Source organism: Aeromonas sp. TECH754 (assembly GCF_056279295.1).
Window position 1 is genome coordinate 1594333 of the sequence record NZ_JBWBRA010000001.1, and the last position, 25716, is coordinate 1620048.

22 protein-coding genes are annotated in these 25716 nt (G+C 60.8%); 7 read left to right on the top strand and 15 right to left on the bottom strand.

Annotated features, from left to right (window positions below):
- The first annotated feature begins 37 nt into the window (after window positions 1–37).
- Window positions 38–1228: a class I SAM-dependent methyltransferase gene (locus ACZ9IL_RS07015; protein WP_476002867.1), complete on the top strand. Its 1191-nt coding sequence runs from the start codon at window positions 38–40 to the stop codon at window positions 1226–1228.
- 70 nt (window positions 1229–1298) lie between these two features.
- On the opposite strand, the gene ACZ9IL_RS07020 is transcribed toward ACZ9IL_RS07015, so the two are convergent.
- Both ACZ9IL_RS07020 and ACZ9IL_RS07025 read right to left on the bottom strand, forming a co-directional pair.
- On the bottom strand, window positions 1299–1943 hold the full coding sequence (locus ACZ9IL_RS07020) for a glutathione S-transferase family protein (RefSeq protein ID WP_476002868.1): 645 nt from the start codon (window positions 1941–1943) through the stop codon (window positions 1299–1301).
- A gap of 106 nt (window positions 1944–2049) precedes the next feature.
- Window positions 2050–2490 (bottom strand): EamA family transporter, encoded by a 441-nt coding sequence (locus ACZ9IL_RS07025; protein ID WP_476002869.1) that lies wholly within the window; start codon window positions 2488–2490, stop codon window positions 2050–2052.
- A 353-nt stretch (window positions 2491–2843) separates the two neighbouring features.
- On the opposite strand from ACZ9IL_RS07025, the gene selD reads away from it, so the two are divergent.
- Genes selD through ACZ9IL_RS07040 form a run of 3 tightly spaced genes read left to right on the top strand, consistent with a single transcriptional unit; the run spans window position 2844 to window position 5646 of the window.
- Window positions 2844–3881: a selenide, water dikinase SelD gene (gene selD / locus ACZ9IL_RS07030; protein WP_476002870.1), complete on the top strand. Its 1038-nt coding sequence runs from the start codon at window positions 2844–2846 to the stop codon at window positions 3879–3881.
- Window positions 3878–5008, top strand: coding sequence for a tRNA 2-selenouridine(34) synthase MnmH (gene mnmH, locus ACZ9IL_RS07035; protein ID WP_476002871.1), 1131 nt, complete (start codon window positions 3878–3880; stop codon window positions 5006–5008). Before selD ends, mnmH begins: the two co-directional genes overlap by 4 nt.
- Window positions 5002–5646: an MBL fold metallo-hydrolase gene (locus tag ACZ9IL_RS07040; RefSeq protein ID WP_476002872.1), complete on the top strand. Its 645-nt coding sequence runs from the start codon at window positions 5002–5004 to the stop codon at window positions 5644–5646. The genes mnmH and ACZ9IL_RS07040 overlap by 7 nt, the downstream gene beginning before the upstream one ends.
- 135 nt (window positions 5647–5781) lie before the next feature.
- Here the strand turns inward: ACZ9IL_RS07040 and rplY are convergent, their stop codons facing one another.
- The 9 genes from rplY to ACZ9IL_RS07085 form a co-directional block, all read right to left on the bottom strand.
- Complete coding sequence (gene rplY / locus ACZ9IL_RS07045; protein ID WP_476002873.1) at window positions 5782–6069, bottom strand: 50S ribosomal protein L25; 288 nt, start codon at window positions 6067–6069, stop codon at window positions 5782–5784.
- A gap of 256 nt (window positions 6070–6325) precedes the next feature.
- Window positions 6326–7171 (bottom strand): type IV pilus assembly protein FimV, encoded by an 846-nt coding sequence (locus tag ACZ9IL_RS07050; RefSeq protein ID WP_476002874.1) that lies wholly within the window; start codon window positions 7169–7171, stop codon window positions 6326–6328.
- An 86-nt stretch (window positions 7172–7257) separates the two neighbouring features.
- The gene (gene hrpA, locus ACZ9IL_RS07055; protein WP_476002875.1) at window positions 7258–11193 is read right to left on the bottom strand and encodes an ATP-dependent RNA helicase HrpA; all 3936 of its coding nucleotides are present in this window, start codon (window positions 11191–11193) and stop codon (window positions 7258–7260) included.
- Window positions 11194–11366: 173 nt separating this feature from the next.
- A complete protein-coding gene (locus tag ACZ9IL_RS07060) occupies window positions 11367–11789 on the bottom strand; it encodes a CBS domain-containing protein (RefSeq protein ID WP_476002876.1) in 423 nt (140 codons plus the stop codon).
- A gap of 84 nt (window positions 11790–11873) precedes the next feature.
- Window positions 11874–12944, bottom strand: a complete 1071-nt coding sequence (locus ACZ9IL_RS07065) for a helix-turn-helix transcriptional regulator (protein WP_476002877.1) — start codon at window positions 12942–12944, stop codon at window positions 11874–11876.
- Between the two features lie 323 nt (window positions 12945–13267).
- Entirely contained in the window at window positions 13268–15136 is a 1869-nt protein-coding gene (locus tag ACZ9IL_RS07070) for a potassium transporter Kup (RefSeq protein WP_476002878.1), read from the bottom strand.
- A gap of 177 nt (window positions 15137–15313) precedes the next feature.
- The gene (locus ACZ9IL_RS07075) at window positions 15314–15841 is read right to left on the bottom strand and encodes a phosphatase PAP2 family protein (RefSeq protein WP_476002879.1); all 528 of its coding nucleotides are present in this window, start codon (window positions 15839–15841) and stop codon (window positions 15314–15316) included.
- A gap of 472 nt (window positions 15842–16313) precedes the next feature.
- The gene (locus tag ACZ9IL_RS07080; protein ID WP_476002880.1) at window positions 16314–17093 is read right to left on the bottom strand and encodes a COG4705 family protein; all 780 of its coding nucleotides are present in this window, start codon (window positions 17091–17093) and stop codon (window positions 16314–16316) included.
- A gap of 532 nt (window positions 17094–17625) precedes the next feature.
- Window positions 17626–18492 (bottom strand): pirin family protein, encoded by an 867-nt coding sequence (locus tag ACZ9IL_RS07085; RefSeq protein WP_476002881.1) that lies wholly within the window; start codon window positions 18490–18492, stop codon window positions 17626–17628.
- Between the two features lie 117 nt (window positions 18493–18609).
- Between ACZ9IL_RS07085 and ACZ9IL_RS07090 the strand changes: the two genes are divergently transcribed.
- Window positions 18610–19530, top strand: a complete 921-nt coding sequence (locus tag ACZ9IL_RS07090; protein ID WP_476002882.1) for a LysR family transcriptional regulator — start codon at window positions 18610–18612, stop codon at window positions 19528–19530.
- A gap of 202 nt (window positions 19531–19732) precedes the next feature.
- Here ACZ9IL_RS07090 and ACZ9IL_RS07095 read toward each other — a convergent pair whose 3' ends face one another.
- From ACZ9IL_RS07095 to ACZ9IL_RS07110, 4 genes are all read right to left on the bottom strand, one after another.
- Window positions 19733–20062 (bottom strand): YbaB/EbfC family nucleoid-associated protein, encoded by a 330-nt coding sequence (locus ACZ9IL_RS07095; protein WP_100858344.1) that lies wholly within the window; start codon window positions 20060–20062, stop codon window positions 19733–19735.
- Between the two features lie 129 nt (window positions 20063–20191).
- Entirely contained in the window at window positions 20192–22768 is a 2577-nt protein-coding gene (gene dnaX, locus ACZ9IL_RS07100) for a DNA polymerase III subunit gamma/tau (protein WP_476002883.1), read from the bottom strand.
- 183 nt (window positions 22769–22951) lie between these two features.
- A complete protein-coding gene (apt, locus tag ACZ9IL_RS07105) occupies window positions 22952–23497 on the bottom strand; it encodes an adenine phosphoribosyltransferase (protein ID WP_476002884.1) in 546 nt (181 codons plus the stop codon).
- Window positions 23498–23630: 133 nt separating this feature from the next.
- Complete coding sequence (locus ACZ9IL_RS07110; protein WP_476002885.1) at window positions 23631–24008, bottom strand: YbaN family protein; 378 nt, start codon at window positions 24006–24008, stop codon at window positions 23631–23633.
- Window positions 24009–24243: 235 nt separating this feature from the next.
- Here ACZ9IL_RS07110 and dusC point away from each other — a divergent pair, with 235 nt between their 5' ends.
- Window positions 24244–25188 carry a tRNA dihydrouridine(16) synthase DusC gene (dusC, locus tag ACZ9IL_RS07115; RefSeq protein ID WP_476002886.1) on the top strand — a complete coding sequence of 315 codons (945 nt, stop codon included), beginning with the start codon at window positions 24244–24246 and terminating at the stop codon, window positions 25186–25188.
- A gap of 96 nt (window positions 25189–25284) precedes the next feature.
- Complete coding sequence (locus ACZ9IL_RS07120) at window positions 25285–25653, top strand: TraR/DksA family transcriptional regulator (RefSeq protein ID WP_476005312.1); 369 nt, start codon at window positions 25285–25287, stop codon at window positions 25651–25653.
- Window positions 25654–25716: the final 63 nt, after the last annotated feature.

Sequence of the window (25716 nt, forward strand, 5' to 3'; positions counted from 1 at the left end):
ATACGGCCCCTCTTCTTTCTGGCATCGGTAAACTCCCATGAGCACTTACATCTATCTCGTCAAAGGCCGCGAAAAATCCCTGCTGCGCCGTCATCCCTGGATCTTCTCCAAGGGGATCGAGCGAGTAGAGGGCAACCCCATCGATGGCGACACCGTCGAGATCTACGCCAACGATGGCAAGTGGCTCGCCCGCGGTGCCTGGTCCGGCAGCTCACAGATCCGCGCCCGGGTCTGGACCTTCGATAAAGAGGAGACCATCGATCTGGACTTCTTTATCCGCCGTCTCAAGGATGCCCAAGAGTCACGTGATCCGCTGATCAAGCGTCAGGGCCTCACCGGCTATCGCCTCTGCGCCGCCGAATCCGACGGCCTGCCGGGCCTGACCATCGATCGTTACGCCGACTTCCTGGTGTGCCAGATCCTCTCCGCCGGGGCCGAGTTCCAGCGCGAGCTGATCACCCAGGCCCTGCGCACCCTCTACCCCGAGTGCAACATCTATGAGCGCTCCGACGTGGCGGTACGCAAGAAGGAAGGCCTGAAAGAGCGCACCGGCGTCATCCATGGCGAGGCCCCGACCGAGCCCGTGGTCATCGAAGAGAACGGCGTCAAGATCCTGGTGGACATCCGCAACGGTCACAAGACCGGCTTCTATCTGGATCAGCGTGACAACCGTCAGGCGGTCGCCAAGTACACCGAGGGCAAGCGGGTGCTCAACTGCTTCAGCTACACCGGTGGTTTTGGCATCTATGCCCTCAAGGGCGGCGCCCGTGAAGTGGTCAACGTGGATCTCTCCCAGACTGCGCTGGACATCGCTCGCCAGAACGCCGAGCTGAACGGGCTGGATCTCTCCAACACCCAGTTCATTCGCCACGATGTGTTCAAGCTGCTGCGCGAATACCGCGAGAAGGGCGAGAAGTTCGACGTCATCGTGCTGGATCCGCCGAAGTTTGCCGAGAGCAAGGCCCAGTTGCTCGGCGCTTGCCGTGGCTACAAGGACATCAACATGCTGGCCTTCCAGCTGCTGGCGCCGGGCGGCGTGCTGCTGACCTACTCCTGCTCCGGCCTGATGGAGCAGAGCCTGTTCCAGAAGATCGTGGCGGATGCGGCCCTCGACGCCGGTCGCGATGCCCAGATCCTGGAGCTCTTGTCCCAGGCTTCGGATCACCCGATCGGTACCGCCTACCCGGAAGGCTTCTACCTCAAGGGGCTGGTGGTTCGCGCCCGCTGATCGGGTAAAATCCAATCTTCCTGATCAAACAGGCCCGCATATGCGGGCCTTTTTTTTATGGGATGTAATCTCAGTCGCGCTGGGGCGCCCCCAGCGGGAAGTAGTGACGATAGGGCCGTGCCTCATCCACCACCCGCACGATCGAAGGGTGGCCGAGCAGGCGGGCGCGATAGGCTCGCAACTGGGCGCAGGCCGGCGGGATCTCGTGGGCCCAGTCTGCGTAGAAGAGCGAGGGCGCGGCGGCGCAATCGGCCAGGGTGAAGGTATCACCGGCAGCCCAGTCGCGCCCCCTGATGCGCTCATCGAACCAGGCATAGATCTTGTCCAGTATCTCCCTGGCCTGCGCCACCCCATAGTGATCGCGATCCGCAGCCGGACGCAGCCGGTCCACCACCACCTTCTGCATGGGGGTCATCACATAGTTGTCGAACAGGCGATCCAGCATGTGCGCCTCGATGCCGGCCTCTCCCCCCGGCACCAGCCTGTGTGGGCCGGGATGGTGGTGCTGGAGATGCTCGATGATGGTGCTGCTCTCGAGCAGGGTGCGCCCCTCATCCACCAGCACCGGGAAGCGCTGGAGTGGCCAGAGGGCGGCGAGCTCGGCTTTGACCGTGGGGGACTCCAGATTGTGGTACTCGAAGGCAAGCGCGTTCTCATAGAGGGCGATCAGCACCTTCTGGCTGTAGGACGAGAAGGGATGGGCATAGAGTTTCATATCACCGATTCCTTATATTCCGTTGATTTATCAAGATTTACATTGTGTTTCGTTCAATAAATACCACCAAGGCAGATACAAATATCACCATTAATGGGCTGCGCCCCTATCCCTGCGGTTTGAGGGCAAGCACCAGAACACCGCTTGCGATGAGGCCGATGCCGAGCCATTCCCGCGGGGAAGGTCGCTCCCCGAGAAACAGGCAGGCAAAGATCACCACCAGCACCAGGCTGAACTTGTCGATGGGCGCCACCTGGGAGGCATTGCCCAGCTGCAGCGCCCGAAAGTAGCAGAGCCAGGAGGCCCCGGTCGCGAGCCCGGAGAGGCCGAGAAACAGCCAGCTGTGGCCAGGCAGTTGCAACGGATTGCTCCACTGCCGAGTGAGGGCGACATAGAGGCAGAGCAGCACAAAAATGATGGCGGTGCGGATCAGGGTCGCCAGATCCGCATTGATCTGCTGGACCCCCAGCTTGGCCAGGATGGCGGTCAGGGCGGCAAAGAGGGCCGACAACAGGGCCCAGGAAAACCAGCTTAAGGTGGAGGTCATGATGCGCCGTCCTTGCCAGAGAAGAGGTGCCCTTAGTTGTAGCAGAGCCCCTGGCGGCCAGCAGGGCTGGCCCGTCACTATCACGTCGGCACAGCGCTGCGCCCGCTAGCACCATTGGCGTGAATTGCGGTTCGGATCCCCCACCCACTTTGTGGCATAATGCCGCGTCCCGTGGCCCTTGGTGGCACGGGTGCGGGCCCTTGTCCCGACACCCCGTCCGACTCAGCGGCCATCGACCGCTCTGCCCGCGATGCCTGCCAGGACCACCCATCTGCTGCGAACTATCCGCATCGCGAAGGCTGCGCCCTTATCCTGCCGCGCGCCCGAGCGAGCTTGAACCAAGAGGGGTAAGTATGTCTTCCATTCGTCTGACCCAATACAGCCACGGCGCTGGCTGTGGCTGCAAAATCTCCCCCAAGGTGCTAGACACCATTCTCAAGAGCCAGATCCCGGGGTTTGACGATCCGACCCTCATCGTTGGCAACAGCAGCAAGGATGACGCCGCCGTGGTGGATATCGGCAACGGTCAGGGCATCGTCTCCACCACCGATTTCTTCATGCCCATCGTCGACGATCCCTTCACCTTCGGGCGCATCGCCGCCACTAACGCCATCAGCGACATCTACGCCATGGGTGGCAAGCCCATCGTCGCCATCGCCATCCTCGGCTGGCCCATCAACACGCTCGCGCCCGAGATTGCGCAGCAAGTGATCGACGGCGGCCGCCAGGTGTGTCACGAGGCGGGCATTTCGCTGGCCGGTGGTCACAGCATCGACGCCCCCGAGCCCATCTTCGGCCTGGCGGTGACCGGCATAGTGCCGCTGGGTGCCATCAAGCAGAACGACACCGCCAAGGCCGGTGACGTGCTCTATCTGACCAAGCCCCTTGGCATCGGCATCCTCACCACCGCCCAGAAGAAGGGCAAACTCAAGCCCGAGCACGAGCAGCTGGCGCCGGATGCCATGTGCACCCTCAACAAGATTGGCCAGCGCTTCGCGGCCCTGCCGGGGGTCCACGCCATGACCGACGTGACCGGTTTCGGTCTGGCCGGTCACCTGCTGGAGATGTGCGAGGGCTCCAGGCTGTGCGCCCGCCTCGACTTCAAGGCGCTGCCGCTCTTGCCCGAGGTGGATCACTACCTCGCCGAGGGCTGCGTGCCGGGCGGCACCCTGCGCAATCACGACTCCTATGGCCACAAGCTCGATGCCATGGACGATCGCACCCGCAACATCCTGTGCGATCCGCAAACCAGCGGTGGCCTGTTGGTGGCGGTCGGCAAAGAGAGCGAAGCCGAGCTGCTGGCCATTGCCCGCGAAGCGGGTCTCTCCCTCTCCCCCGTCGGGGTGATGAAGCCCCTGGATGGCGAGCGCTTCATCGAGGTCATCCAATGAGTGCGTTGCCGCAGGCGACGGATCTGGCCCGCATCTTCCTCGAAGACGTGCCGCTTATCGACCTGCGCGCCCCCATCGAGTTCAAGGACGGCGCCTTCCCCAGCGCCATCAACTTGCCGTTGATGACGGACGAGGAGCGCGCCCAGGTCGGTACCTGCTTCAAGCAACAGGGTCAGGCCGCCGCCATCGCGCTCGGCCATCAGCTGGTGGGCGACGCCGTGCGGGCCGAGCGACTCGAGGGCTGGCTGGCGCAGCTGCGCAAGCAACCCGACGCCCTGCTCTACTGTTTTCGCGGTGGCCTGCGCTCGCAGACGGTGCAGCAGTGGCTGGCCGAGGCCGGCGTCATCCGCCCGCGGGTGGCCGGCGGCTACAAGGAGCTGCGCCGCTTCCTGATCGAAGTTCAGGACAGCGCCTCGGCCGAGTGTCAGTGGAGCGTGCTGACCGGCATGACGGGCTCTGGCAAGACCCACATGCTGGCAGAGGTCGCCCAGGCGGTGGATCTGGAGGGGCACGCCCATCACAGAGGGTCTTCCTTCGGCCAACTCCCCGGGGGGCAGCCCAGCAACATCAACTTCGAGAACAAGCTGGCCATCGAGTTGCTCAAGCGTCGCCACCTTGGGGAATCGGCCTTCGTGGTAGAGGACGAGAGCCGTCTCATCGGTCGCTGCGCCCTGCCCCTTAGCCTCTATGAGGCCATGTGTCAGGCGCCGCTGGTGGTGGTCGAGGTGCCGCAATCCGAGCGCGCCGAGCAGATCCGCATCGATTACGTGCAAGATCTCTGGCTGCGCTACCAGGAGATGTACGGCGCCGATGCCGGTTGGCCGCTGTTTGCCGGTTACCTGACCGATGCCCTGGCCCGGCTCAAGCGCCGCCTCGGCGACAAGGATCATCGCGAGCTGGATGCACTGATGCAGGCGGCGCTGCAGGAGCAGGCCAACACCGGCAACACCGAGCTGCACCTGGCCTGGATCCGCCTCTTGTTGACCCGCTATTACGATCCCATGTATCTGTATCAGCTCGACAACAAGCGCGAGCGGATCCATTTCAGGGGTGACAAGCAGGCCTGTCTCGCCTTTTTTGCAGAACAACATGCGAAAATGGCTAACCAGAAGAGTCCAATATGTTGAAATTTGAGATTATCCCGGTCACTCCTTTTGCCCAGAACTGCTCTCTCATCTGGTGTGACGAGACCCGCCAGGCGGCGCTCATCGATCCCGGTGGCGAAGCAGACAAGCTGCTGGCCGCCATCGAGAAACACCAGCTGGTGCTGGAGAAGATCATCCTGACCCACGGTCACCTCGATCACGTGGGCGCTGCCGCCGAGCTGCGCACCCGCACCGGCGTCACCATCACGGGTCCCCACAAGGAGGACGCCTTCTGGCTCGACATGCTGCCCCAGCAGAGCCAGATGTTCGGCTTCCCCCACACCCCCGCCTTCAGCCCGGACAGCTGGCTGGCGCAGGGAGACAAGGTGAGCGTGGGGCGCTGTGAGCTGGAGGTGTATTTCTGTCCGGGTCATACCCCGGGTCATGTGATCTTGCTGAGCCGCAGCGAGCAGCTCGCCTGGGTCGGTGACGTGCTGTTCGCGGGCGGTATCGGCCGCACCGATTTCCCCCGCGGGGATCACGCCACCCTGATCCGCTCGATCACCGAGACTCTGCTGCCCCTTGGCGATGACATCGTCTTCGTGCCAGGTCACGGCCCCAGCTCCACCTTCGGCCGCGAACGGGTGAGCAACCCCTACCTCACCCAGCCGGTCTGGTAACGATGGGATGACAAGAAGGGCGACCCCGGGGTCGCCCTTCTTGATGGCTCGCGCCTTGTAGCGCGAAATCGCCGAGCGCCAGAATGCAAAAAGCCACTCCGGGGAGTGGCTTTTTATTCAACCGGACTGTCGCAATTAGATGCGAACGAAGTCCAGGTGAACCAGCTTGTAACGTACAGGGTGACGTTGGATCGCCTTGACGTTTACTTTCACTTCTTCACCGTTGATGACCAGGGTCAGCTCGGAGGAGTAGAACTCCGGCTTCTCTTGGGCCAGGATCAGTTTTTTGTGATCCACGGAGACAGAAACGGCTTCTTTACCGGCACCGTAAACGATGGCAGGAACTTGGTCAGCGTGACGCAGGCGGCGGCTCGCACCTTTCCCCAGGTCAGAACGGACTTCAGCTTGGAATACGAAAGACATAGTGTTTATCTCTTTTAAGATGAATGTATGGTGTTGACTGCGACCGGTCAGCACCTCGCAAAACGAGCGCGAATACTAGCATGGGCCCAGGGTGGATACAAGCCGAAGACCCGTCACCATCGGCACCCGATTTCCCATCGGGCAATGCTGAGGGTCTCGACCCGCCGGAACTCAACCCTAGGCGCTCTGTCCTCCGCCTTTCGGTCACCATTGTCAGACCAACCACGGCGGCCAGGGCGCCTGGGGCCATCCACCATCAGCGTCCTTGCTCCAGCCTGGCAAATTGCTGCTGACGCTGGGCCGGACTCATGGCATTGAACTGGGCCAGGGTCTCGGCTCTTGGGCAATAGAGGCTCTGGCCCGTCTTGACCCGGATCCCCTTGCCCATGCTGCTGCGGTTCTCTTCCACCAGCGCCAGCAGATAGCTGTAGGTATCCGCCCCGCTCGCGCCCCCCTGCGATACCAGGACGCTGGCGATGCGCCACAGGGTCTCCCCCGCCGCCACCTGATGGCAGACTCGGGAATCCTCTCCCGCCGCCGGTGCAGACAGGGTCAGGGTCGTCTCCTCCGCCAGACTGGGGGCGGCGGCCAGCTGGATCTGTGCTGGCCCCGGATAGGGAGCCGTCAAGGCAGCATGGCGCACCAGGCTGGCCAACAGTGGCTCAGACGGTGGCAGTCGGCGACGTCCCTCACTGATCCCGGGCAGGGAAAACTCGGCGATAAAGGGCTGGCTCAACCCCTCCTGTGACAATATGGGGGCGGACACCCCGACGGCCGGATTGACCGGCTGATGGGGCGCCATGCCATAGGCCATCTCGTCGATGCGCTTGAGGCGTGCCAGATACGCCTTGGAGAGCTCGGCCTCCCCCTCGAACAGATCGAAGGGGGGCACCAGCCGGGCGGGAAACAGCACCAGCCAGTGGCCATTCTTTTTCTTCTGCTCCAGCGGCGGGAACTGATTGCCCCGCCACGCCACGAAGATGGGCGGCACCGCGCGGTGCATCGGATAATATTCCGGATTGAGCTGCACCCAGGTTTGTTCCGCGATGGGTTGATATCCGCTGATGTTGACCAGCGCCACCCCTAACCAGATCCCCAGCATCCTATGCCCTCCCCCTGATCCCCTCGTTCACCGACCCCATTGTGTGACGCATCGCACAATGGTTCAGAAAACAGACACATAGCAGCTTAGCACTGAGCAATCGCATTGAGCACCCGTTTATCGGAGACCGGATAGGGGGTGCCCAGCTGCTGGGCGAAGAACGACACCCTCAGCTCCTCGATCATCCAGCGGATATTGGCCACCTCGGTCGGGATCAGCTGGGATTTGGGGATCTTGGCGAGCAGCGCCTTGTAGTCCGCCTCGACGCTCTGCACCTTGAGCATGTAGACCCTGTCCCGGTTCGGATCGATGGCCAGCTTCTCGAGGCGCCGCTCGATGGCGCGCAGGTAGCGCAGCAGATCCGGCAGCCGCTGCCACCCGGTCTCGGTCACGAACCCCTTGTGGATGAGGTTGCCAAGCTGCTGCTGGATGTCCGACATGGCAAAGGCGGTGTCGAGCTGCATCTTGCCCTTGAGCCGCTTCTTGATCTCATGGGACAGGGTCAAGACTGCCTCCACCTGGCTGGCCACCTCGACCACGGCATCGTTGAGCTCGGCGCGCACAAACTCCTTGAGCGCCTCGAAACCCGCCTCGTCCCAGGCCAGGCCGCCGTGCTGCTCGATCAGCTTGTCGCAACCGCAGGCGATGCAGTCGTCGATCAACTCCGCCACCTTGCCGAAGGGGTTGAAATAGAGCCCGAGCTTGGCCTTGTTTGGCAGCTTCTCCTGCAGGTACTTGATGGGGGACGGCACGTTGAGCAGGATCAGCCGGCGCTGACCGCTCCACATCAGTTGCTGCTGCACCACAGGGCTCTCCACCAGCTGGATGGCGACCGAATCCTTCTGATCCACCAGGGCCGGATAGGCCTTCACCTCGAACCCCGCCCGCTTCTGGCTGTATTCCTTGGGCAGCTCGCCAAAGCTCCACAGGGTGAGGCCGGACTGCTCGATGTCGTCATCCGCCACCTGGGAGAGCGTTTCTTGCACCTTGCCACGCAAGGATTCCTTGAGCGCCTCCAGATCCTTACCCTCGGCGATGGGCTTGTGTTTATCGTCCACCACCCGGAAGGTGAGTTTCAGGTGATCGGGCACCGCTGCCCAATCCCAGGCTTCGCGGGGCACGGTCACCCCGGTCATGCGGCGCAGCTGACGCTCCATCTCGTCGAGCAGCGGTCCCTGATCGGGGTTGATGCTGGCGAGCAGCGCATCGGCGTAGTTCGGCGCCGGTACGAAGTTTTTGCGCATGGGTTTTGGCATCGACTTGATCAGCGCCACCAGCAGCTCATGGCGCAGTCCGGGGATCAGCCACTCGAAGCCTTTCACTTCGACCTGGTTGAGCAGCGGCAGCGGGATATGCAGGGTGACGCCGTCCGCCGCCTCCCCCGGCTCGAACTGGTAGCTCAACTTCAGTTTGAGCCGACCCTGTTGCCAGAAATTCGGGTAGTCGAGATCGCTGATGTGGGCCGCATCCCCCTTCATCAGCATCTCTTTCTCGAAGTTGAGTCGCTCGGGATCCTGCTTCTGCGCCTCCTTCCACCACTTGTCAAAATGCCGGGCGGAGATGACCTCTTCCGGCAAGCGGGCATCGTAGAAGCGGAACAAGTCCTCGTCGTCCACCAGGATGTCACGTCGACGGGACTTGTGCTCCAGCGCCTCCACCTCGGCCAACAGTTTGCGGTTCTCGCCAAAGAAGCGGTGACGGGTCTCGAAATCCCCCTCCACCAGGGCGCGGCGGATAAACAGCTCGCGACACTGGGCGGGATCGATGCGGCTGAAGTTGATAAGCCGCTCGCCCACCAGGGTCAGGCCGTAGAGGGTCACCTTCTCCTTGGCCATCACGGCGCCATTTTTCTTCGACCAGTGGGGGTCGCTGTGGTGCAGCTTGATGAGATGGCCCGCCAGCGGCTCCACCCACTCGGGCTCAATCTTGCCGTTGATGCGGGCATAGAGCCGTGAGGTCTCCACCAGCTCGGCGGCCATCACCCACTTGGGCGGCTTCTTGAACAGGCCCGAGGCCGGGAACAGGTGGAAGCGGCCGTTGCGGGCACCGAGGAACTCGGGTTTCTCCAGATCCTTGTTGCCGATGTGACTGAGCAGACCGGTCAGCAGGGCGCAGTGCACCGTCTTGAAATCCGCTGGCTCAGCATTGGTCTTGAAGCCGAGCTCCTTGACGCTCTGGCGCAGCTGGAAGTGGATATCCTGCCACTCGCGCACTCGCAGATAGGAGAGAAATTCCTTCTGGCACATGCGGCGGAACGGGTTGCTGCCCAGCAGATCCTGCTGCTCTTTCAGGTAATTCCAGAGATTCACGAAGGCGAGGAAGTCGGAATCCTTGTCCTCGAAGCGTCTGTGCTGCTCGTCGGCGGCCTGCTTCTTCTCCATGGGCCGCTCGCGGGGATCCTGAATGCTTAAACCCGCGGTGATCACCAGCACCTCGCTGAGGCAGCCGGTCTGGGCGGCGCTGATCACCATCCTGGCCAGCCTGGGATCGAGCGGAATGCGCGACAACTGGCGACCGGTGTCGGTCAGCTGCAGGCGGGCCTCTTGCTCCTGGCTCCCATGGGGGTTTGGCAACTCACGCACCGCCTCCAGCTCTTTCAAGAGGGTCAGGCCGTCCTTGATGTGACGGGATTCGGGCGGCTCGACGAAGGGGAAGGCCTCCATGTTGCCAAGCCCGAGCGCCAGCATCTGCAAGATGACGGAGGCCAGGTTGGTGCGCAGGATCTCCGGATCAGTAAAAGCGGGCCTATTGTTGAAATCCTCCTCGCTGTAGAGGCGGATACAGATACCGTCTGCAACCCGGCCGCAACGGCCCTTGCGCTGGTTCGCGCTGGCCTGGGAGACCGGCTCGATGGGCAGGCGCTGCACCTTGGTACGCCAGGAGTAGCGGCTGATGCGGGCGGTACCGGGATCGATCACGTAACGAATGCCGGGCACAGTCAGGGAGGTTTCCGCCACGTTGGTGGCCAGCACGATGCGCCGCCCTGCGTGCTGCTGGAACACCTTGTTCTGCTCGGCGTTGGAGAGGCGGGCGTAGAGCGGCAGCACCTCGGTGTCGCGCAGGTTGAGCTTGCGCAGGGCGTCGGCGGTGTCACGGATCTCCCGCTCGCCGTTCATGAAGATCAGGATGTCTCCTAAACCTTCTCTCGCCAGCTCTTCGACCGCATCGAAGATCCCCTGCAGTTCGTCTCGCTCGTCCCCGCTCTCCTTGCCGTCACTCTTTTTGTCTTCAAACTTTTTGTCGTCAAATAAGGGGCGATAGCGCACCTCCACCGGATAGGTACGGCCAGAGACTTCGATGACCGGCGCCTGGTTGAAATGGCGGGAGAAGCGCTGGGGATCGATGGTGGCCGAGGTGATGATGATCTTGAGATCCGGGCGTCTCGGCAGCAACTGCTTGAGATAGCCGAGGATGAAGTCGATGTTGAGGCTGCGCTCGTGGGCCTCATCGATGATGATGGTGTCGTACTGGGTCAACAGCCTGTCGTGCTGGATCTCCGCCAGCAGGATACCGTCGGTCATCAGCTTGATGTGGGTCTGCTCGCTCACCTGATCGGTGAAGCGCACCTTGTAACCCACGTATTGGCCGAGTTCGGACTCCATCTCTTCGGCGATGCGGGCCGCCACGGTGCGGGCCGCCAGACGCCGCGGCTGGGTGTGGCCTATGTAGCCCTTCACCCCGCGCCCGAGGGCCAGACAAATCTTGGGGATCTGGGTGGTCTTGCCCGAGCCGGTCTCGCCGGCGATGATCACCACCTGATGTTCGCTGATGGCGCGGGCGATCTCCGCCTGCTTCTGGCTGACCGGCAGGTTGTCCGGGTAGGTTACCTTGGGGACGCCCGCCAACCGGCTCTTATAGCGCGCCTCGGCGACATCCAGATCGGCGGCGATGGTCTCCAGCATCGCGGCCTGTTTGGCCTCGGGCAGCTTCTTGACCCCGTGCAGGCGACTGGAAAGGCGACGGGCATCGAGATTCATGCAGGCAGAGAGACGGCGGCGCAGCGCCTCGAGAGAGAGAGACAAGGTAGAGATTCCTTATAAGAAGCCCGATGGGCCATTCGATAGCTGGAGCCGATCCTAAAGAGCGGGCGGGGGCGGTGCAAGCCTTAAAGCAAGCCGTCACCGGATCAGGGGTTCACGCCAAATGAAAAGAGCAGGCACCCGGCCTGCTCCTGATGACAGAGACGAAAATGGCGTCAGACTCGCGCCTGGCGCACGAAGCAGGTACCCAGCTGGGCATGGATCGCCTGCATCACGTTGTGGCGACTGATGACCCCGAGCAGACGCCCCTCCTCCACCACCGGATAGATCTTGGGTTTTTGGCCCATCATCATCTCCGCCAGATCCAGGATGCTGGTGTCGGGGCCCACCGCCAGCACCTCCTTGCGCATCACATCCTTGATCTGCGCCACCTGCTCGCAGTGATAGGCTTCCTTCAACATGGCGGCGATGCAGTCCTGCTCCGATACCCAGCCAATCAAATGCCCCTGGACATCCACCACGGGCCCACCGAGCTGGTGGCTATTGAGAAACTTGGTGACCGCGCTTTGCACCATCATGTCCGCGCCGAACGTGATGGGTTTGGTCTGCATATAATCCTTCGCCTTGAGTGACTCCATGACGCTTCCCCCAACAGGCCTCCCGGGCGGGAGGCGCAAGCCGGACAGGATGCCCGGCTCACTGCAAGCATAGCCTGTCGGGGATCAGGAAATGGACTGCAGCAGTAACAGCAGCTCGTTCTGGCTGTGGCAATCGGTCTTCTTGAACACCCCCTTCAGGGTGGAACGAACGGTTTCCACTTTGACCCCTCGCAGCTCGGCAATGTCGTTGCTGCTGTAACCCTTGCTCATCAGCACCAGCAGCTCCTTCTCGCCGATGGTGAGGGGATAAAGACTGGCCAGGGCTTCGATATCCGGATTGAAGGAGTGCTCGGGGTCGCGCAGCACCACCTCCACATAGCGCTCGAAGCGGTTGAGGCCGCTCATCAGGGTACACTGGATCAACAGCGGCCTTAAATTGGCCTGGCGGGGAATGGACATATAGGCGCTGGCGCCCGGCAGCAAATAGGCAAAGCCATTCAATATCTCCTTGAGCTGGCGCTGCTGATCCTTATTTTGCAAAGAGAAAATACCATTGATGGCCCGCAGCTCCACATTTTCATCGGAGATACGGTTGAATGCCACGTTGGAATAATGAATATGGCCCTTGTCATCGATGATGGCACTGGGCTTATTATGGTTTTTGACCAGCTGTTGCAACTGGTAGTTCTGAGTTTCCAGGGCCAGCAGATTCCAATAATGCTGGCTCCATGCCGCGAGGCCGGAATAGATCTCGGTGAGGGACAAGAGATCCCTGGCGCTGAAATCATCCTGCGCCGCGCCGCGATAACTGCATAGGCTGCTCAGGCCGCGCCCCTTGACCCGACAGACACCGCCAGCGGCAAACTGGGCACCGAAACTCGCCAGCAGCCCCGCCGAATTGGAGATGGCATTGGCGCTGACGATCCCCTGACAGCCCTTGTCCAGATAGTGATTGAACCACACATCCTGGCGATGGTGCTGGACATAGAACTGCTGCTGGGCCTCGCTGAGGCCGCTGGAAAAGAGCCTTATTCCATCGCTCTTGTCATCATCCCGTAATAAAAACAGCGACGAGCTGCCGGACAGATCGGACCGGAATTGGTCGACCACCAACTTAATGTCAGAATCATTAATACCGCACTCGTATAACTGGCTGATATAGGGCGATATCCTTTCTTTTTCTAATGCCTTCACACCCGAACTCCACTTTCTTATTTTTATTGAGGTGGCATCTTACTCTGCAATGAGAATCCCGAGAAGTAGTCAAATGAACAAAGGTTTTATGAGCAATCCATAAATAGTAATGAGAAAAGTACATATGCCCGAAGCCAGCGAAAATGTTTAAATCCAAACTAATGTTTCATATTGCTTTTGTCGTTATACAGCCGGTTTGGCCAAGAGCCCTTCCCTCGGATGCCGCGGCGCTGGCTCCTTCCTCCCTTCGTATCCTCCCTCATATGCAAAAAGCACCTAGAGGCGCTCTTTATCAACCACCTGGCAGGGCAACGCTGACGCCACTACAACTCGACCTGCTCTCCGAGCTCGACCACCCGGTTGGTGGGAATGTGGAAGAAGTCGGTGGCTTTCAAGGCATTGCGGTTCATCCAGACAAACAGCCCTTCGCGCCAGCGGGCCATGCCGGGGAGATCGGTGCTGATCAGGGTGTTTCTCGACAGGAAAAAGGAGGTATTGCTGATCTGAATGACCAGCCCCTCTTGCGCGCAACAGGCCAGGATCTCGTTCACCCCCGGCGTTTCCTTGTAGCCGTAGAAGGCACTCACCTGCCAGAAGGTCCCACCTAGCTGGTTCACCTGCACCCGTTCGCTGGGATCGATGCGTGGCTCGGCTTTGGTGCGCACTGTCATGAACACCACGCGCTCATGCAATACCTTGTTGTGCTTGAGATTGTGCAGCATGGCATTGGGCACGCCCCGGGTGGAGTGGGTCATGAAGACCGCCGTCCCCGCCACCCTGATCGGGGGGTAGGCCTCCATGTTTGCGATAAAGAGAGGAAGAGACAACGCCTTGCGCTCCAGCTTGTCCAGCATCAGCTCCCGGCCCCGGTGCCAGGTCGTCATCACCAGCAGTGCCACGGCCGCCACGAAGATGGGCAACCAGCCACCGTCGATAAACTTGAGGGCATTGGCGCCAAAGAAGCTGGCATCGATAAACAGCATGGGGAGACCGAGCAGGGCCACCAGATAGGGAGAGATGCGCCATCTCTGGCAGGCCACGAAGGCTAGCAGCAAAGTGGTGATCAGCATGGTGCCGGTCACGGCTATCCCGTAGGCTGCAGCCAGATTGCTGGACGACTGGAACATCACTATGACCACTATCACGCAGGCCAGCAGGATCCAGTTCATCAGCGGCAGGTAGATCTGGCCAATCTCCTTGTCCGAAGTGTGTTGAATGACCTGACGCGGCAAATACCCCATCTGGATAGACTGGCGAACCAGGGAAAACACCCCGGAGATGACCGCCTGGGAGGCGATGACGGTGGCCAGGGTCGCCAGACCCACCAGCGGCAGCAGGGCCCAGTTGGGCGCCAACAGATAAAACGGGTTCTGGATGGCGGCCGGATCTCCCATGATCAGCGCCCCCTGCCCGAAGTAATTCAGGATCAGCGCCGGCAGCACCAGACTGCCCCACGCCAGCCGGATCGGGCCTCGCCCGAAGTGACCCATATCGGCATAGAGTGCCTCGGCCCCGGTGACACAGAGCACCACGGCTCCCAGGGTGATGAAGGCCAGCTCGGCGTGTTGCTGGATAAAACTTAATGCGTGCAGGGGGTTGAGGGCCCAGAGGATGGCCGGATGCGAGAGGATGGCGGACAGCCCAAGCAACCCCAGAACGCAGAACCAGAGCAGCATCACGGGACCAAACCAGGCGCCGACCCCGCCGGTTCCAACATATTGCACCGAGAACAAGACCACCAGTACCAGCAAGGCACCCGGGATCACGAAGGGTGACAGCACGGGAGTCACCACGTGAAGCCCCTCCATCGCGGACAACACCGACATGGCGGGGGTGATCACCGCATCCCCGAGGAACAATCCCGCCCCCGCGAGACCCAGCATCAGCAACCACATCTTCTGCCTGGGAGAGCCTTGTCGCAGCGCCAGAGATAACAGGGTCATGATGCCGCCCTCCCCCCTGTCATCGGCCAGCAGCACCAGCATCACGTATTTCAGGGAGACGACCAGCATCAGGGTCCAGAAGATGAGCGAGACGATGGCCAGCACGTTATCCGGGGATGGCACGAGACCGATACGCTCGGCAAAACACTCCTTCAAGGCGTAGAGCGGGCTGGTGCCGATGTCGCCATAGACGATGCCAAGCGCCCCCATTGCCATCACGACAGTATCCCGTTGCGTGCGCTTCTCCATGCCTTGCATCCCGCCGTTGTCATCTCATCGTTACATTATCGGCAACAACGGCTCCTTGCGGGGCCATGAACTCAATCATTATCAGAGAATAAACGCAGATGAGTACGCGGCGCGGTCAGCAGTTCGAGGTCGGGGCCGAGTGGCGTAAACCAGGCAGCCCCGACCTGCCTCCGCCCATCAATAAGTCAGGCTGGCACCGATCCCTCTCGCATCGCCATCCATCAACAGGGGATAGAACGCCAGCTGCGGCCCCTTGGGGGTGGTGAACAAATAGCTGAAACCGGTGGCAATGGCGGCACTGGCGATCACATCGCGCCAATAGTGGTTGTCTGACTCGACCCGAGACCAGCCGACGGCACCGGCGGCGACATAGGCAGGCAGCCCATAACTCCAGCCATAGCGCATCTGCAGGTAGCTGGCACCACTGAATGCCCAGGCGGTGTGCCCGGATGGGAAGCTCTTGCTGCCGCCATTCGGACGGGTCGCATCGACCGTATTTTTCAATATCTCGACGGTGGCCGTGGTCGCCAGCAGGGAATATCCAAATTGCTCCAGCCCGTCATAGTCGTCTTGATACCAGGATATACCGGCGGCCACGGCGGGAATGGCAAATTGTCCGATATCACCATATTTTTCAAACGCACTGGTGGCATTCACGGTGCAGCTGACACCGCATATTATTATGCCGAGAAGTTCCTTTCTCATATGAACTCCATTTATTTTATTGTCAACGTAAGAGAAATGGTAAAATTGCCATTTGGGCATTCAGCAAGAACATTAACTAAAGAAAAACTATAAACAACATGGCAAGCGCTGCTATTACCCATTCAAAACATCTCACTCCAGCTGAACGCTGAGGCAATGAATCAAAAGCAAATCATGCGTTTATTTACAAGCGAGAATAAAATAAATACATTTCGACATCACAAGGGAGCCCATTCAAACGACATGAAGAGACACATAATGATTGAATCACTTCATCCTTGACAAGGCTATATATCCGTTCACCGAGTCAACAGCACATCGAAATACCGCATTCATAAACTTTTCGTTAAAAGTCGATCATTAAATCCTATCCATACAGACTGATACCAGACAATAGAATAGGATATGAACTGCCAGCGCAGTCCTGCACTTATATACAGGGCAAGCCATCGGTGGCTTGCCCTGTTCGTATTTAACTGTCAGAGTCCAGCGCCACCGAGGCGGCGCGCTTGCCGCTCAGCGTGGAGAGGTAGACCAGAACGGCAATGGCGACCAGCAATACCAGCGAGGCAGAATAACGGCTCAGCTCCAACCCCCCTTTACTGATGGGCTTGTCCAGAAAATCACCCACCACGGCCCCGAGGGGGCGCGTGATGATGAAGGCGGCCCAAAACAGGAAGGTACGAGAGATCTGGCTCCAGAAATAGGCGGCGACGATGGCCAGCAGCATGCCCCCAAACAAGACCGAGCTGCCCGCATAACCGAAGCCGGCATCATCCGCCATCCAGTCACCCAGTGCGGTGCCCAGTGTTTGTGAGAACATGATGGTGATCCAGTAGAACATCTCCGTTCTGGGTGAAGAAATGGAACTCGTTGATATTTCCCCTTGGGCTCGATACCACAAAAGAAATGAACCCAATAATAAAATTAGTAGCAGGGTCGAGCCGCCGGCATAACCCATCCCCAGGGATCTGTCGGCAAAATCAGCCATGGTGGTGCCCACCGTTGTCGTCGCAATAATGGTTGCCCAATACAGTGCCGGGTTATAACGTTTGGCAGAAATTTGAAAATAAACGGCAAACAAAAAGATAACCGAGAAAATAATGGTGCCGACAAGATAACCCAAATCCATCGACATGGTGACGGCATCGCCACCGGTTTCCCCCAATGTCGTCGCCAAGATTTTGGTCACCCAGAATGCCAGGGTGATTTCGGGGACTTTACTCAATGAGTCTGCGCGTGGTGTTGGCATGAGATACCTTCCAGTGGTAAGACGAACGCTTCGTCAATGCTGAGACTAGAGAGGCATTCTTAAGAGACCGTTAAGGTCACTATTATTATTTTCATCAGAGAATGTACTGGCTGCTACCGTTCACTCATGCCGCGCACGGGTTTCTCCCGCATTCTGCTACCAGAAATAAACGATGATTCGGCACGCCAGATGATCCGAGTGAGCCGGTGATAACACGAAAGGGATATAAACATCCGTCTAAAAAACAATCAAACCACAATATGACAGCCAACTTGATGTGGCGACCAGCCCCTGGGTCGTCAAAGAGGTATTGAAAGGCGTGTGGGAATAGCACTGGGAATCACCCCGTGGGGAAAGCCGCAGATTGGACACCCCACGCGACTTGCCACAGCACAAGCACCGATACAGCCCAGGGAGCCGTGGGAGGAATAGTGAGGGTGATAGCAGGGACGATAAACCGCCGCCGGATGGCAATTGCCCGACGGAGCATCGCATGCACAAAGCCTGATGCCGGGTGGCGTCAGGCTTGGGGTTACTGAGAGATCGTTGCAAAACGACCGTTGTTGAAGTCGTCGATGGCCTGGGTTATCTCCGTTTGCGAGTTCATGACGAAGGGGCCATAGCCAACGATGGGCTCGTCGATGGGCTCCCCACTGAGCAGCAGCAAGATGACATCCTCACGGGTCTCGAGCTCAATGCCAGTGCCACGGGGGTCCAGCAACACCATCTGCGCCTCGCCCACCTCCTCCTGACCATTGACCCGCACCTTTCCTTTGAGCACCACTATGGCCGTGTTCCAGCCGTCAATGGCAGGCAGTTGGACGTTGGCCCCGCCATGCAGCCGCAGATCCCACACATTCATCGGTGAGAAGGTACGGGCCGGCCCCGTCAGTCCCGCATAGCCACCCGCAATGATGCGCACCAACCCCGCCTCATCGGCCAGTTTGTGCACCGGAATATTGTCGCTGCGAATAGCCTGATAGCCCGGGGGCGACATCTTGTCTTTGGCCGGCAGGTTGACCCAAAGCTGCACCATGTCGAGGGTGCCCCCTGAGCGGGCGAACGCCTCGGAGTGGAACTCCTCGTGCATGATGCCGGCCGCGGCCGTCATCCACTGCACATCCCCCGGCCCTATCACCCCGCCCTGCCCGGTGGAGTCGTGGTGAGCCACCTCCCCCTGATAGACGATGGTGACCGTCTCGAAGCCCCGGTGCGGGTGTTGACCAACACCGCGAGGATGCTCGGCGGGGGAAAAATCCGCAGGTCCTGCCCTGTCCAGCAGCAGGAAAGGGCTCAGGGCCTTGCCATGGCTGTGATACGAGAACAGGGAACGAACCGGAAAGCCGTCACCCACCCAGTGTTGGCGCGGCGCACTGTAGATACCGATGACTCTTTTCATGATGATCTCCAAGGTTGTCCTCAGCCTGTGTGGCGTTGGATACATTGTGCATATGGAACGACATCGTCGGTAGGCGTAGAATTTGACCTCAGCGTCCTATTTTGTGAACGATAAACGATGCACCAGGATCTCAACGATCTCTATTACTACGTCCAGGTGGTGGATAACGGGGGCTTTGCCCAGGCCGGCAGGGCGCTCGGCATGCCCAAGTCCAAGCTCAGCCGGCGCATCGCCATGCTGGAGGAGCGACTCGGGGTGCGGCTGATCCAGCGCTCGACCCGCAGCTTCCAGATCACCGAGCTGGGACAGGCCTACTATGCCCGCTGCCGGGCCATGCTGGTGGAGGCCGAGGCCGCGCAGGCCGTGATTGCATCGACCCAGAACGAGCCTTGTGGCGTGCTGCGGCTAGCCTGCCCCATCGACTTGCAGCATGCCCACGTCGGCAACATGCTGGTGAGCTTTGCCCTGCAGTATCCGAGCGTCAGCATTCAGCTCGTCGGGGTGAATAGAGCAGTGGATGTGGTTGCCGAAGGGCTGGACATGGCGCTAAGGGTGCGACCGCTGCCGCTGGAGGACAGCGATCTGGCCATGCGGGTGCTGGGCTATGCGAACCAGTATCTGGTTGCCAGCCCTGAGCTTATCGCACAGCACGGCATGCCACGGGCTCCGGTGGAGCTGGTGTCCTGGCCCAGCTTGGGACATGGCGCCTCCCTCGAGGGGCACCGCTGGATCCTGCAGGCCGAGGACGGTGCTCACGTGAAGCAGCACCACACCCCCAGGTTCGCCACCACCGACATGCAGACCCTGCGCCAGGCGGCGATAAAGGGGGTAGGAGTGGCACAGCTGCCCGCCATGATGGTGCAGGAGGCGCTGGCCGATGGCAGCCTGGTGCGGCTGCTGCCTGACTGGGCGCCTCGCCGGGAGGTGATCCATGCGGTCTTCCCCTCGCGACGCGGGCTGCTGCCTTCCGTGCGCGCCCTGATCGATCACCTGGTGCACGGCTTTGCGCCCCTGGCGGAAACATCATCCGGCGCCTAGCGCGGCAATCACATCCAGCCGTGTGGTAACGACAGCGCCAGGCCAACCAGCCTCCTGTCGTTTTCGTCGGCATTGTCGTACCAGAGCGGTGACGTCGTCACGACGCGCAGCAAAAAGGCCAGAGCATTGCTCTGGCCTTTTTAATCGGCATTGACTGCGCTCCGGCAACCTGCCAAGCAGGCGACCGGGCGCGCCAGGCGCCTTAGAACGGCAGCTTCATGCCAGGGGGCAGTTGCATGCCACCGGTCAGCTCGCCCATCTTGCTCTTGTTCTGCTCTTCGACCCGGCGCACGGCATCGTTGACGGCCGCGGCGACCAGATCTTCCAGCATCTCCTTGTCATCTTCCATCAGGCTCGGGTCGATCTCGATACGGCGCACGCTGTGGCTGCCGGCCATGGTGACCTTGACCATGCCAGCACCGGCTTCGCCGACTACTTCCATCTGGGCAAGCTGCTCTTGCATCTTCTGCATGCGCTCTTGCATCTGTTGGGCCTGTTTCATCAGGTTACCCATTCCACCTTTACCAAACATAGGTCGTCTCTCGTCTTGAAATCCGGCATCCAGCGCCGGGCTGTGGGCTTGTTCTGCCCTAAATGGGGGCAGCCATCATCATTTTCAACCGGGGAACCAATCCCCGGCATGGGTTTTAACGGATCACGATCAACGACTCAGCGGCTCTATGCTCTCGGGATGGAGCACGGCGCCGAATCGCTGCTGTAGAAATTGTACATGGGGATCCTCGGCCAGATCCCGGGCCACCTGCTCACGCACCCCGAGATAGAGGCGATGCTCGATCTCAAGCGGCGTCTCCCGTGTTGGGTCCGTGCCCAGGGTCACCTCCACGCGCACCGTCTGGCCGAGCTCAGGGCCGATGATCCCGGCCAAGTCGGCGCAGGCCTTGTCACTGACCAGATGGCGCTGTTCGGGTTTGAGCAGCAATGACACCAACTCCCCTTGCCGGGTCATCAGGGAGTTGATAGCGAGCTGGCGCAGCCGCCCCCCCACCCCGGTGTGGGCGATGAGCTCGGCCCAGGGATCACCACAGCTGGCGAGCAGGGACGATGGGATCAAGCGGGCAACCTCCTCCCCCTCCTCAGGCTCGGCATCCCCTTCCAGCTCATCCCAGTCGATGGTCTCCATCGCCTGGGTTGTCACGGGCTGCGCCTCACTCGCGACGTCATTCGGCATGGCGACCGGCGTCACCGGCGCAGCGGCAAGGGCGGGCCTGGCACCGGGCACGCCGTCCAGATCCCAGGGCGGCAAATCATCGGGATCAGGGCGAGCCTTGAGCGGCGCGGCCTGGTGCTGGCTTGGCGACGCCTGAGCCGCGGCGTGCACTCCCATGGGCGGAGCGCTGGCCAGCACGTCACCAAAGCCCTGATCCAGGTATTCCTCATAATCGCTGCCACTGTCGTCATAGGCATCGAGAGGCGGCAGATCCTCATAACCCAGCGCAACGTTCTGCTGGCTCGGTGATGGCGCAGCTGGCTGCCAGGCAGCGCTCGCCGGTGGCGCGCTCATTGGCGACGGCGCCTGCGGGGCCGCCGTCCAGGGCTCGGGAGTCACGGCAGGCTTGACTGGTGTCACACGGGGAGACGCTGTTGCCGCCCCCGGTTCACTGCGCAACCGGCTGCGCAGCAAGTTGCGCTTGCCGAGCAGGCTCTGCAGGTTCGAGGCCGGGGTCAGTGCCGGGTCTGCAACCGACACCGTTGTCGCCTCGACCTGGGCCATCTCGTCGTGCGTGGCCGTCATCGCCTCGTCGGCATTTGTGATGGCGACATCCAAAGAGACGTCCGGTTCAACAAGCTGCGCCTGATAACCCATCTGCTGCGCCTCGCGCAGCAACTCATCCTGCTCGGCAAACAGCGGATTGACCGGCTCATCGCCGGCATCTTCTCCATCGTTGCCCATCTCCAGCCCTGCACTGGCATGCACCGGACCATCTGCCTCGGGAGCCGCGGACGGAGTCGTGGCTTTCGAGTCTGCCGGATTGGCAGATAGCTGCGCGGGTGCGGCGGCTATCGCCGGAGCGGGGGCAGGCTCAGCCCCGCGAGGCTTTCCCAGGCTGGCCGGTGCAACCCCCATCCCAGCCACGGGCGATCCCGCCATGGAGACGGGCAAGGCGCTCAGGTTGGCAGGATGCAGCACCTCGCGGCGCGGCGAGAACGCCAGCATGCGCAGACAAGTCATCTCAAGGGCGGTGCGGCCATCCGGGGCCCAGGGCAGATCCTTGCGGCCCCCCAGCACGATCTGGTAGCAAAGCTGCACCTCTTCCGGGCTCATGGCCTGGGCGAGCTGCAACAGCGCGTCGGCATCCGCCCCCTGCTCCTGCACGCTGGCAGGCAACAGCTGCGCCATGGCAACGCGGTGCAGCAAGGCCTCCAGCTCGGCGTGCAGCTGATCGAAATCCGGCCCCAGGGTGGCGATCTCGGTGATTTTGGCCATGGTCGCCGGGGCGTCCTGGCGCAGGATGGCCTCCAGCAGCTGATGCAGATGATGATGATCCAGCGTCCCCAGCATGGTCAGCACGCTGTCGAGCCGCACGCTGCCATTGCCATGAGCCAGCGCCTGATCGGTGAGACTCAGGGCATCGCGCATGCTGCCATCCGCCGCCTTGGCCAAGGCCAGCAGAGCGCGGGGCTCGAATGGCTGACCTTCCTGATCCAGCACCCACTCCAGCTGCTTGGCGATCTGGCTCTGATCCAGACTCTTCAGATGGAACTGCAGGCAGCGGGAGAGAATAGTAATGGGCAGCTTCTGCGGATCCGTGGTGGCCAGCAGGAACTTCACATAGGGGGGCGGCTCTTCCAGGGTTTTCAGCAGTGCGTTGAAGCTGTGGCGCGACAGCATGTGTACCTCATCGATGAGATACACCTTGAAGCGGCCACGAGCCGGGCGGTACTGCACGTTGTCCAAGAGCTCGCGGGTGTCTTCCACCTTGGTGCGGGACGCCGCATCGATCTCCAGCAGATCGACGAAGTTGCCCTGATCGATCTCGCGGCAGGTGTCGCAGACACCGCACGGGTGGCTGCTGATCCCCTGTTCGCAGTTGAGGCTCTTGGCCAGGATGCGGGCGATGGTGGTCTTGCCCACCCCGCGGGTGCCGCTCAGCAGATAAGCGTGATGCAGCCGGCCCTGATCCAGGGCATTGGTCAAGGCCGTCAGCACATGTTGCTGGCCAACCACTTGTTCAAACGTATGGGGGCGCCATTTACGCGCCAGAACCTGATAGCTCATAGATCTCGATGCTGGAAAACGAGGCATTGAGCCGGATGCTAACACAAATGCAGGGAGGGCTGTATGGGCTAACGGCCCTGTTGGGAGGGATCGCTTGATTTTCAAACCGATGCCCAGTCAGGCATCGGCAGCAAGGCAAAACAGGCAGGCTGACGAGGCCTGCCTGTCATTCAAACCCGCGGTTTACTCGCCAGCGAGTTCAACCAGCGAGACCACCTTGACGCCAGCGGCGGTCAGGCGGGCATCACCGCCGAGGGACGGCAGGGAGATGATGAAGGCCGCATCGGCCACTTCGCCGCCGGCGCGACGAATGAGCTTGACGGTGGCATCGACGGTGCCGCCGGTGGCCAGCAGATCGTCCACCACCAGCACCTTGTCACCGGGCACGATGGCGTCGATGTGCAGTTGCAGGGTGTCGGTACCGTATTCGAGGGCATAGGACTCCTCGATGACGGCGCGGGGCAGTTTGCCCGGCTTGCGTACCGGCACGAAGCCCAGGCCCATCGCGAACGCGACGGGAGCACCGAAGATGAAGCCACGGGCCTCGGTGCCGACAATCTTGGTGATCCCTTGATCACGATAATGCGCAGCCAGCAGATCGATGGTGGCCTTGAAGGCCTCGGCATTCTCGATCAGGCTGGTGATATCGCGAAACAGAATACCCGGCTTCGGATAGTCGGGAATGGTCTTGATGCTCGCTTCGATAAACTTCAGGGTATCCGGATTCATTGTTTGACCGCTTATTTTTTTGAGCCCTGCAGTGGCGTCTAGTGTGATGTCCGCCAGGGGGCAATAAAAAGGCCCGTCACGCAAAAATGACGGGCCGACTCCATAGCATTATTGCTGCAATAGCTTAGGGATTTCACTTCTCCATTGCAACTGGCTCCAACACCGGCAAGCGCATTAACCAGGTGAGCAGGATCACCATTATGGCAACCAGCGACAGGCGTACCCAGGCCATGGGTACCACCAGCAGCGACACCGAGAAGGAGAGCAGGATGAAAACGATGGCCCGGCGCCGGGCATGACGACGAATGCCGCGATATTGCTGCCAATCCACAATCGGGGGCCCAAACCAGGGGTGGGCCAGCAACCAGCGGTGGAAACGGGGGGACGAGCGGGCAAACAGCGCCGCCGCCAGCAACATGAAGGGCGTGGTCGGCAGCAATGGCAACACTATCCCGACAATACCCGTGACAAAGGCCAACCAGCCAAGGGCCATCAGACACCAACGCTTCATTTGTACTCCTCTCTATGCACCCGTCCTAGCCTAACAGAGTTGCCCCAACCGCCGACAGCATCGCCGCTGCCGAAAACCTTTGCCCCACAGAATATGACAGCTCCTTGGTCCGGTAGCATTGTTTCCCCCTGCAAACCGGCCCGATTGCCCTGTCACGCCGGGCAAAGGCTGACAGCGAGGCCTATTCCTTCTACAATTCCGCTTCTTTTTGACATCTATCCCTTCGGAACCGGTTATGCGCGTTATTTTGGCCCCCATGCAGGGGGTGCTGGATCACCTGATGCGGGAGGTTCTCACCTCCGTCAATGATTACGACCTCTGCGTCAGCGAATTTATCCGGGTCGTCGATCAGTTGCTTCCCGCCAAGGTGTTCCATCGCCTCTGCCCCGAGCTGCGCCAGGATGGCAAGACCCGCGCCGGCACCCCGGTGCGGGTGCAACTGCTGGGTCAGCACCCCGAATGGCTGGCCGAAAACGCGGTGCGCGCCATCGAGCTCGGCTCCCCCGGGGTCGATCTCAACTTTGGCTGCCCTGCCCCCACGGTCAACAAGAGCAAGGGCGGCGCGGTGCTGCTCAAGGAGCCCGAGACCGTCTATCGCATCGTCAAGGCGGTGCGTGAGGCGGTGCCCGCCCACCTGCCGGTCAGCGCCAAGATCCGCCTCGGTTACGACGACAAGGAGCTCTATCTCGACAACGCCCAGGCGGTCTATCAGGCCGGGGCCTGCGAGCTGGCGGTGCACGCCCGCACCAAGCGGGAAGGTTACAAGGCGCCGGCCCATTGGGAATATGTGGACGCCATCCGCCGCGCCCTGCCCATTCCGATCACCGCCAATGGCGAGATCTGGAACCATGCCGACGCGCTCAGCTGCGCCCGGGTCTCCGGCTGCGACGTCCTCATGGTGGGCCGAGGCGCCATCTCTCTGCCCAATCTGGCCAACGTCATGAAGACCGGCTGCCCCCACATGCGCTGGGCCGAGGTGCTGCAATTGATGGTGAGCTACACGGAGCAGGATTTGGCAAGCGAGAAGGCCGACTATTATCCCAGCCGGATCAAGCAGTGGTTCAGCTACCTTAAGCGAGAATATCCGCAAGCTGCGGAGCTGTTTCAGGATATTCGTCTGCATAAAGAAACGGGACCTATCCGGGAAGCACTGCTGCACGCCGCGAAAACCGTGAGCTAACCGCCCTTTACTTGACTCATGTCATCTTGATAATTCACTCGCTTCCCTATACTGGCCGAGTTTTATAATTCGTCTATGGAGGCGCGTGTGTGTGAAATGACGCAAACCCAGTTGGCCGAATGGCGTGAGCGCCTGCTGACCGACTGGGCGCAAGTAAGAGAAGAGTTTATCGATCAACTCAAGGCCAATCGGCGGGACGATTGGGCCGAGAAAGTGGATCATTGTGAACGCGATCAGCTGGTGGAGCTGACCAGCCACCTCGATCTGCCGAAGGTGGAGCAGAGCGTGGCCTGCCTCAAGCGGATCGATGCCGCCCTCTGCCAGATGGAGCTGGGCATCTATGGCCTCTGCTCCGATTGTGAAGAGCCGCTGGCCATCGCCCAGCTCGAGCAGGATCCGACCCTGCAACGTTGCCCGCGTTGTGACACCCGTTATCGCAAGGGCTTCCACGCGCACGAACTCTGAATGGGGCACAATCTGTGCCTCATCACCACAATTTGCCCTCTCCTGTAGATCCCCCAAGATTGC

Coding starts and splice junctions, on each gene's coding strand:
- ACZ9IL_RS07015 (WP_476002867.1), top strand. CDS start 38: ATGAGCACTTACATCTATCTCGTCAAAGGCCGCGAAAAATCCCTGCTG.
- ACZ9IL_RS07020 (WP_476002868.1), bottom strand. CDS start 1,943: ATGAAACTCTATGCCCATCCCTTCTCGTCCTACAGCCAGAAGGTGCTG.
- ACZ9IL_RS07025 (WP_476002869.1), bottom strand. CDS start 2,490: ATGACCTCCACCTTAAGCTGGTTTTCCTGGGCCCTGTTGTCGGCCCTC.
- selD (WP_476002870.1), top strand. CDS start 2,844: ATGTCTTCCATTCGTCTGACCCAATACAGCCACGGCGCTGGCTGTGGC.
- mnmH (WP_476002871.1), top strand. CDS start 3,878: ATGAGTGCGTTGCCGCAGGCGACGGATCTGGCCCGCATCTTCCTCGAA.
- ACZ9IL_RS07040 (WP_476002872.1), top strand. CDS start 5,002: ATGTTGAAATTTGAGATTATCCCGGTCACTCCTTTTGCCCAGAACTGC.
- rplY (WP_476002873.1), bottom strand. CDS start 6,069: ATGTCTTTCGTATTCCAAGCTGAAGTCCGTTCTGACCTGGGGAAAGGT.
- ACZ9IL_RS07050 (WP_476002874.1), bottom strand. CDS start 7,171: ATGCTGGGGATCTGGTTAGGGGTGGCGCTGGTCAACATCAGCGGATAT.
- ACZ9IL_RS07060 (WP_476002876.1), bottom strand. CDS start 11,789: ATGGAGTCACTCAAGGCGAAGGATTATATGCAGACCAAACCCATCACG.
- ACZ9IL_RS07070 (WP_476002878.1), bottom strand. CDS start 15,136: ATGGAGAAGCGCACGCAACGGGATACTGTCGTGATGGCAATGGGGGCG.
- ACZ9IL_RS07075 (WP_476002879.1), bottom strand. CDS start 15,841: ATGAGAAAGGAACTTCTCGGCATAATAATATGCGGTGTCAGCTGCACC.
- ACZ9IL_RS07080 (WP_476002880.1), bottom strand. CDS start 17,093: ATGCCAACACCACGCGCAGACTCATTGAGTAAAGTCCCCGAAATCACC.
- ACZ9IL_RS07085 (WP_476002881.1), bottom strand. CDS start 18,492: ATGAAAAGAGTCATCGGTATCTACAGTGCGCCGCGCCAACACTGGGTG.
- ACZ9IL_RS07090 (WP_476002882.1), top strand. CDS start 18,610: ATGCACCAGGATCTCAACGATCTCTATTACTACGTCCAGGTGGTGGAT.
- ACZ9IL_RS07095 (WP_100858344.1), bottom strand. CDS start 20,062: ATGTTTGGTAAAGGTGGAATGGGTAACCTGATGAAACAGGCCCAACAG.
- dnaX (WP_476002883.1), bottom strand. CDS start 22,768: ATGAGCTATCAGGTTCTGGCGCGTAAATGGCGCCCCCATACGTTTGAA.
- apt (WP_476002884.1), bottom strand. CDS start 23,497: ATGAATCCGGATACCCTGAAGTTTATCGAAGCGAGCATCAAGACCATT.
- ACZ9IL_RS07110 (WP_476002885.1), bottom strand. CDS start 24,008: ATGAAGCGTTGGTGTCTGATGGCCCTTGGCTGGTTGGCCTTTGTCACG.
- dusC (WP_476002886.1), top strand. CDS start 24,244: ATGCGCGTTATTTTGGCCCCCATGCAGGGGGTGCTGGATCACCTGATG.
- ACZ9IL_RS07120 (WP_476005312.1), top strand. CDS start 25,285: ATGACGCAAACCCAGTTGGCCGAATGGCGTGAGCGCCTGCTGACCGAC.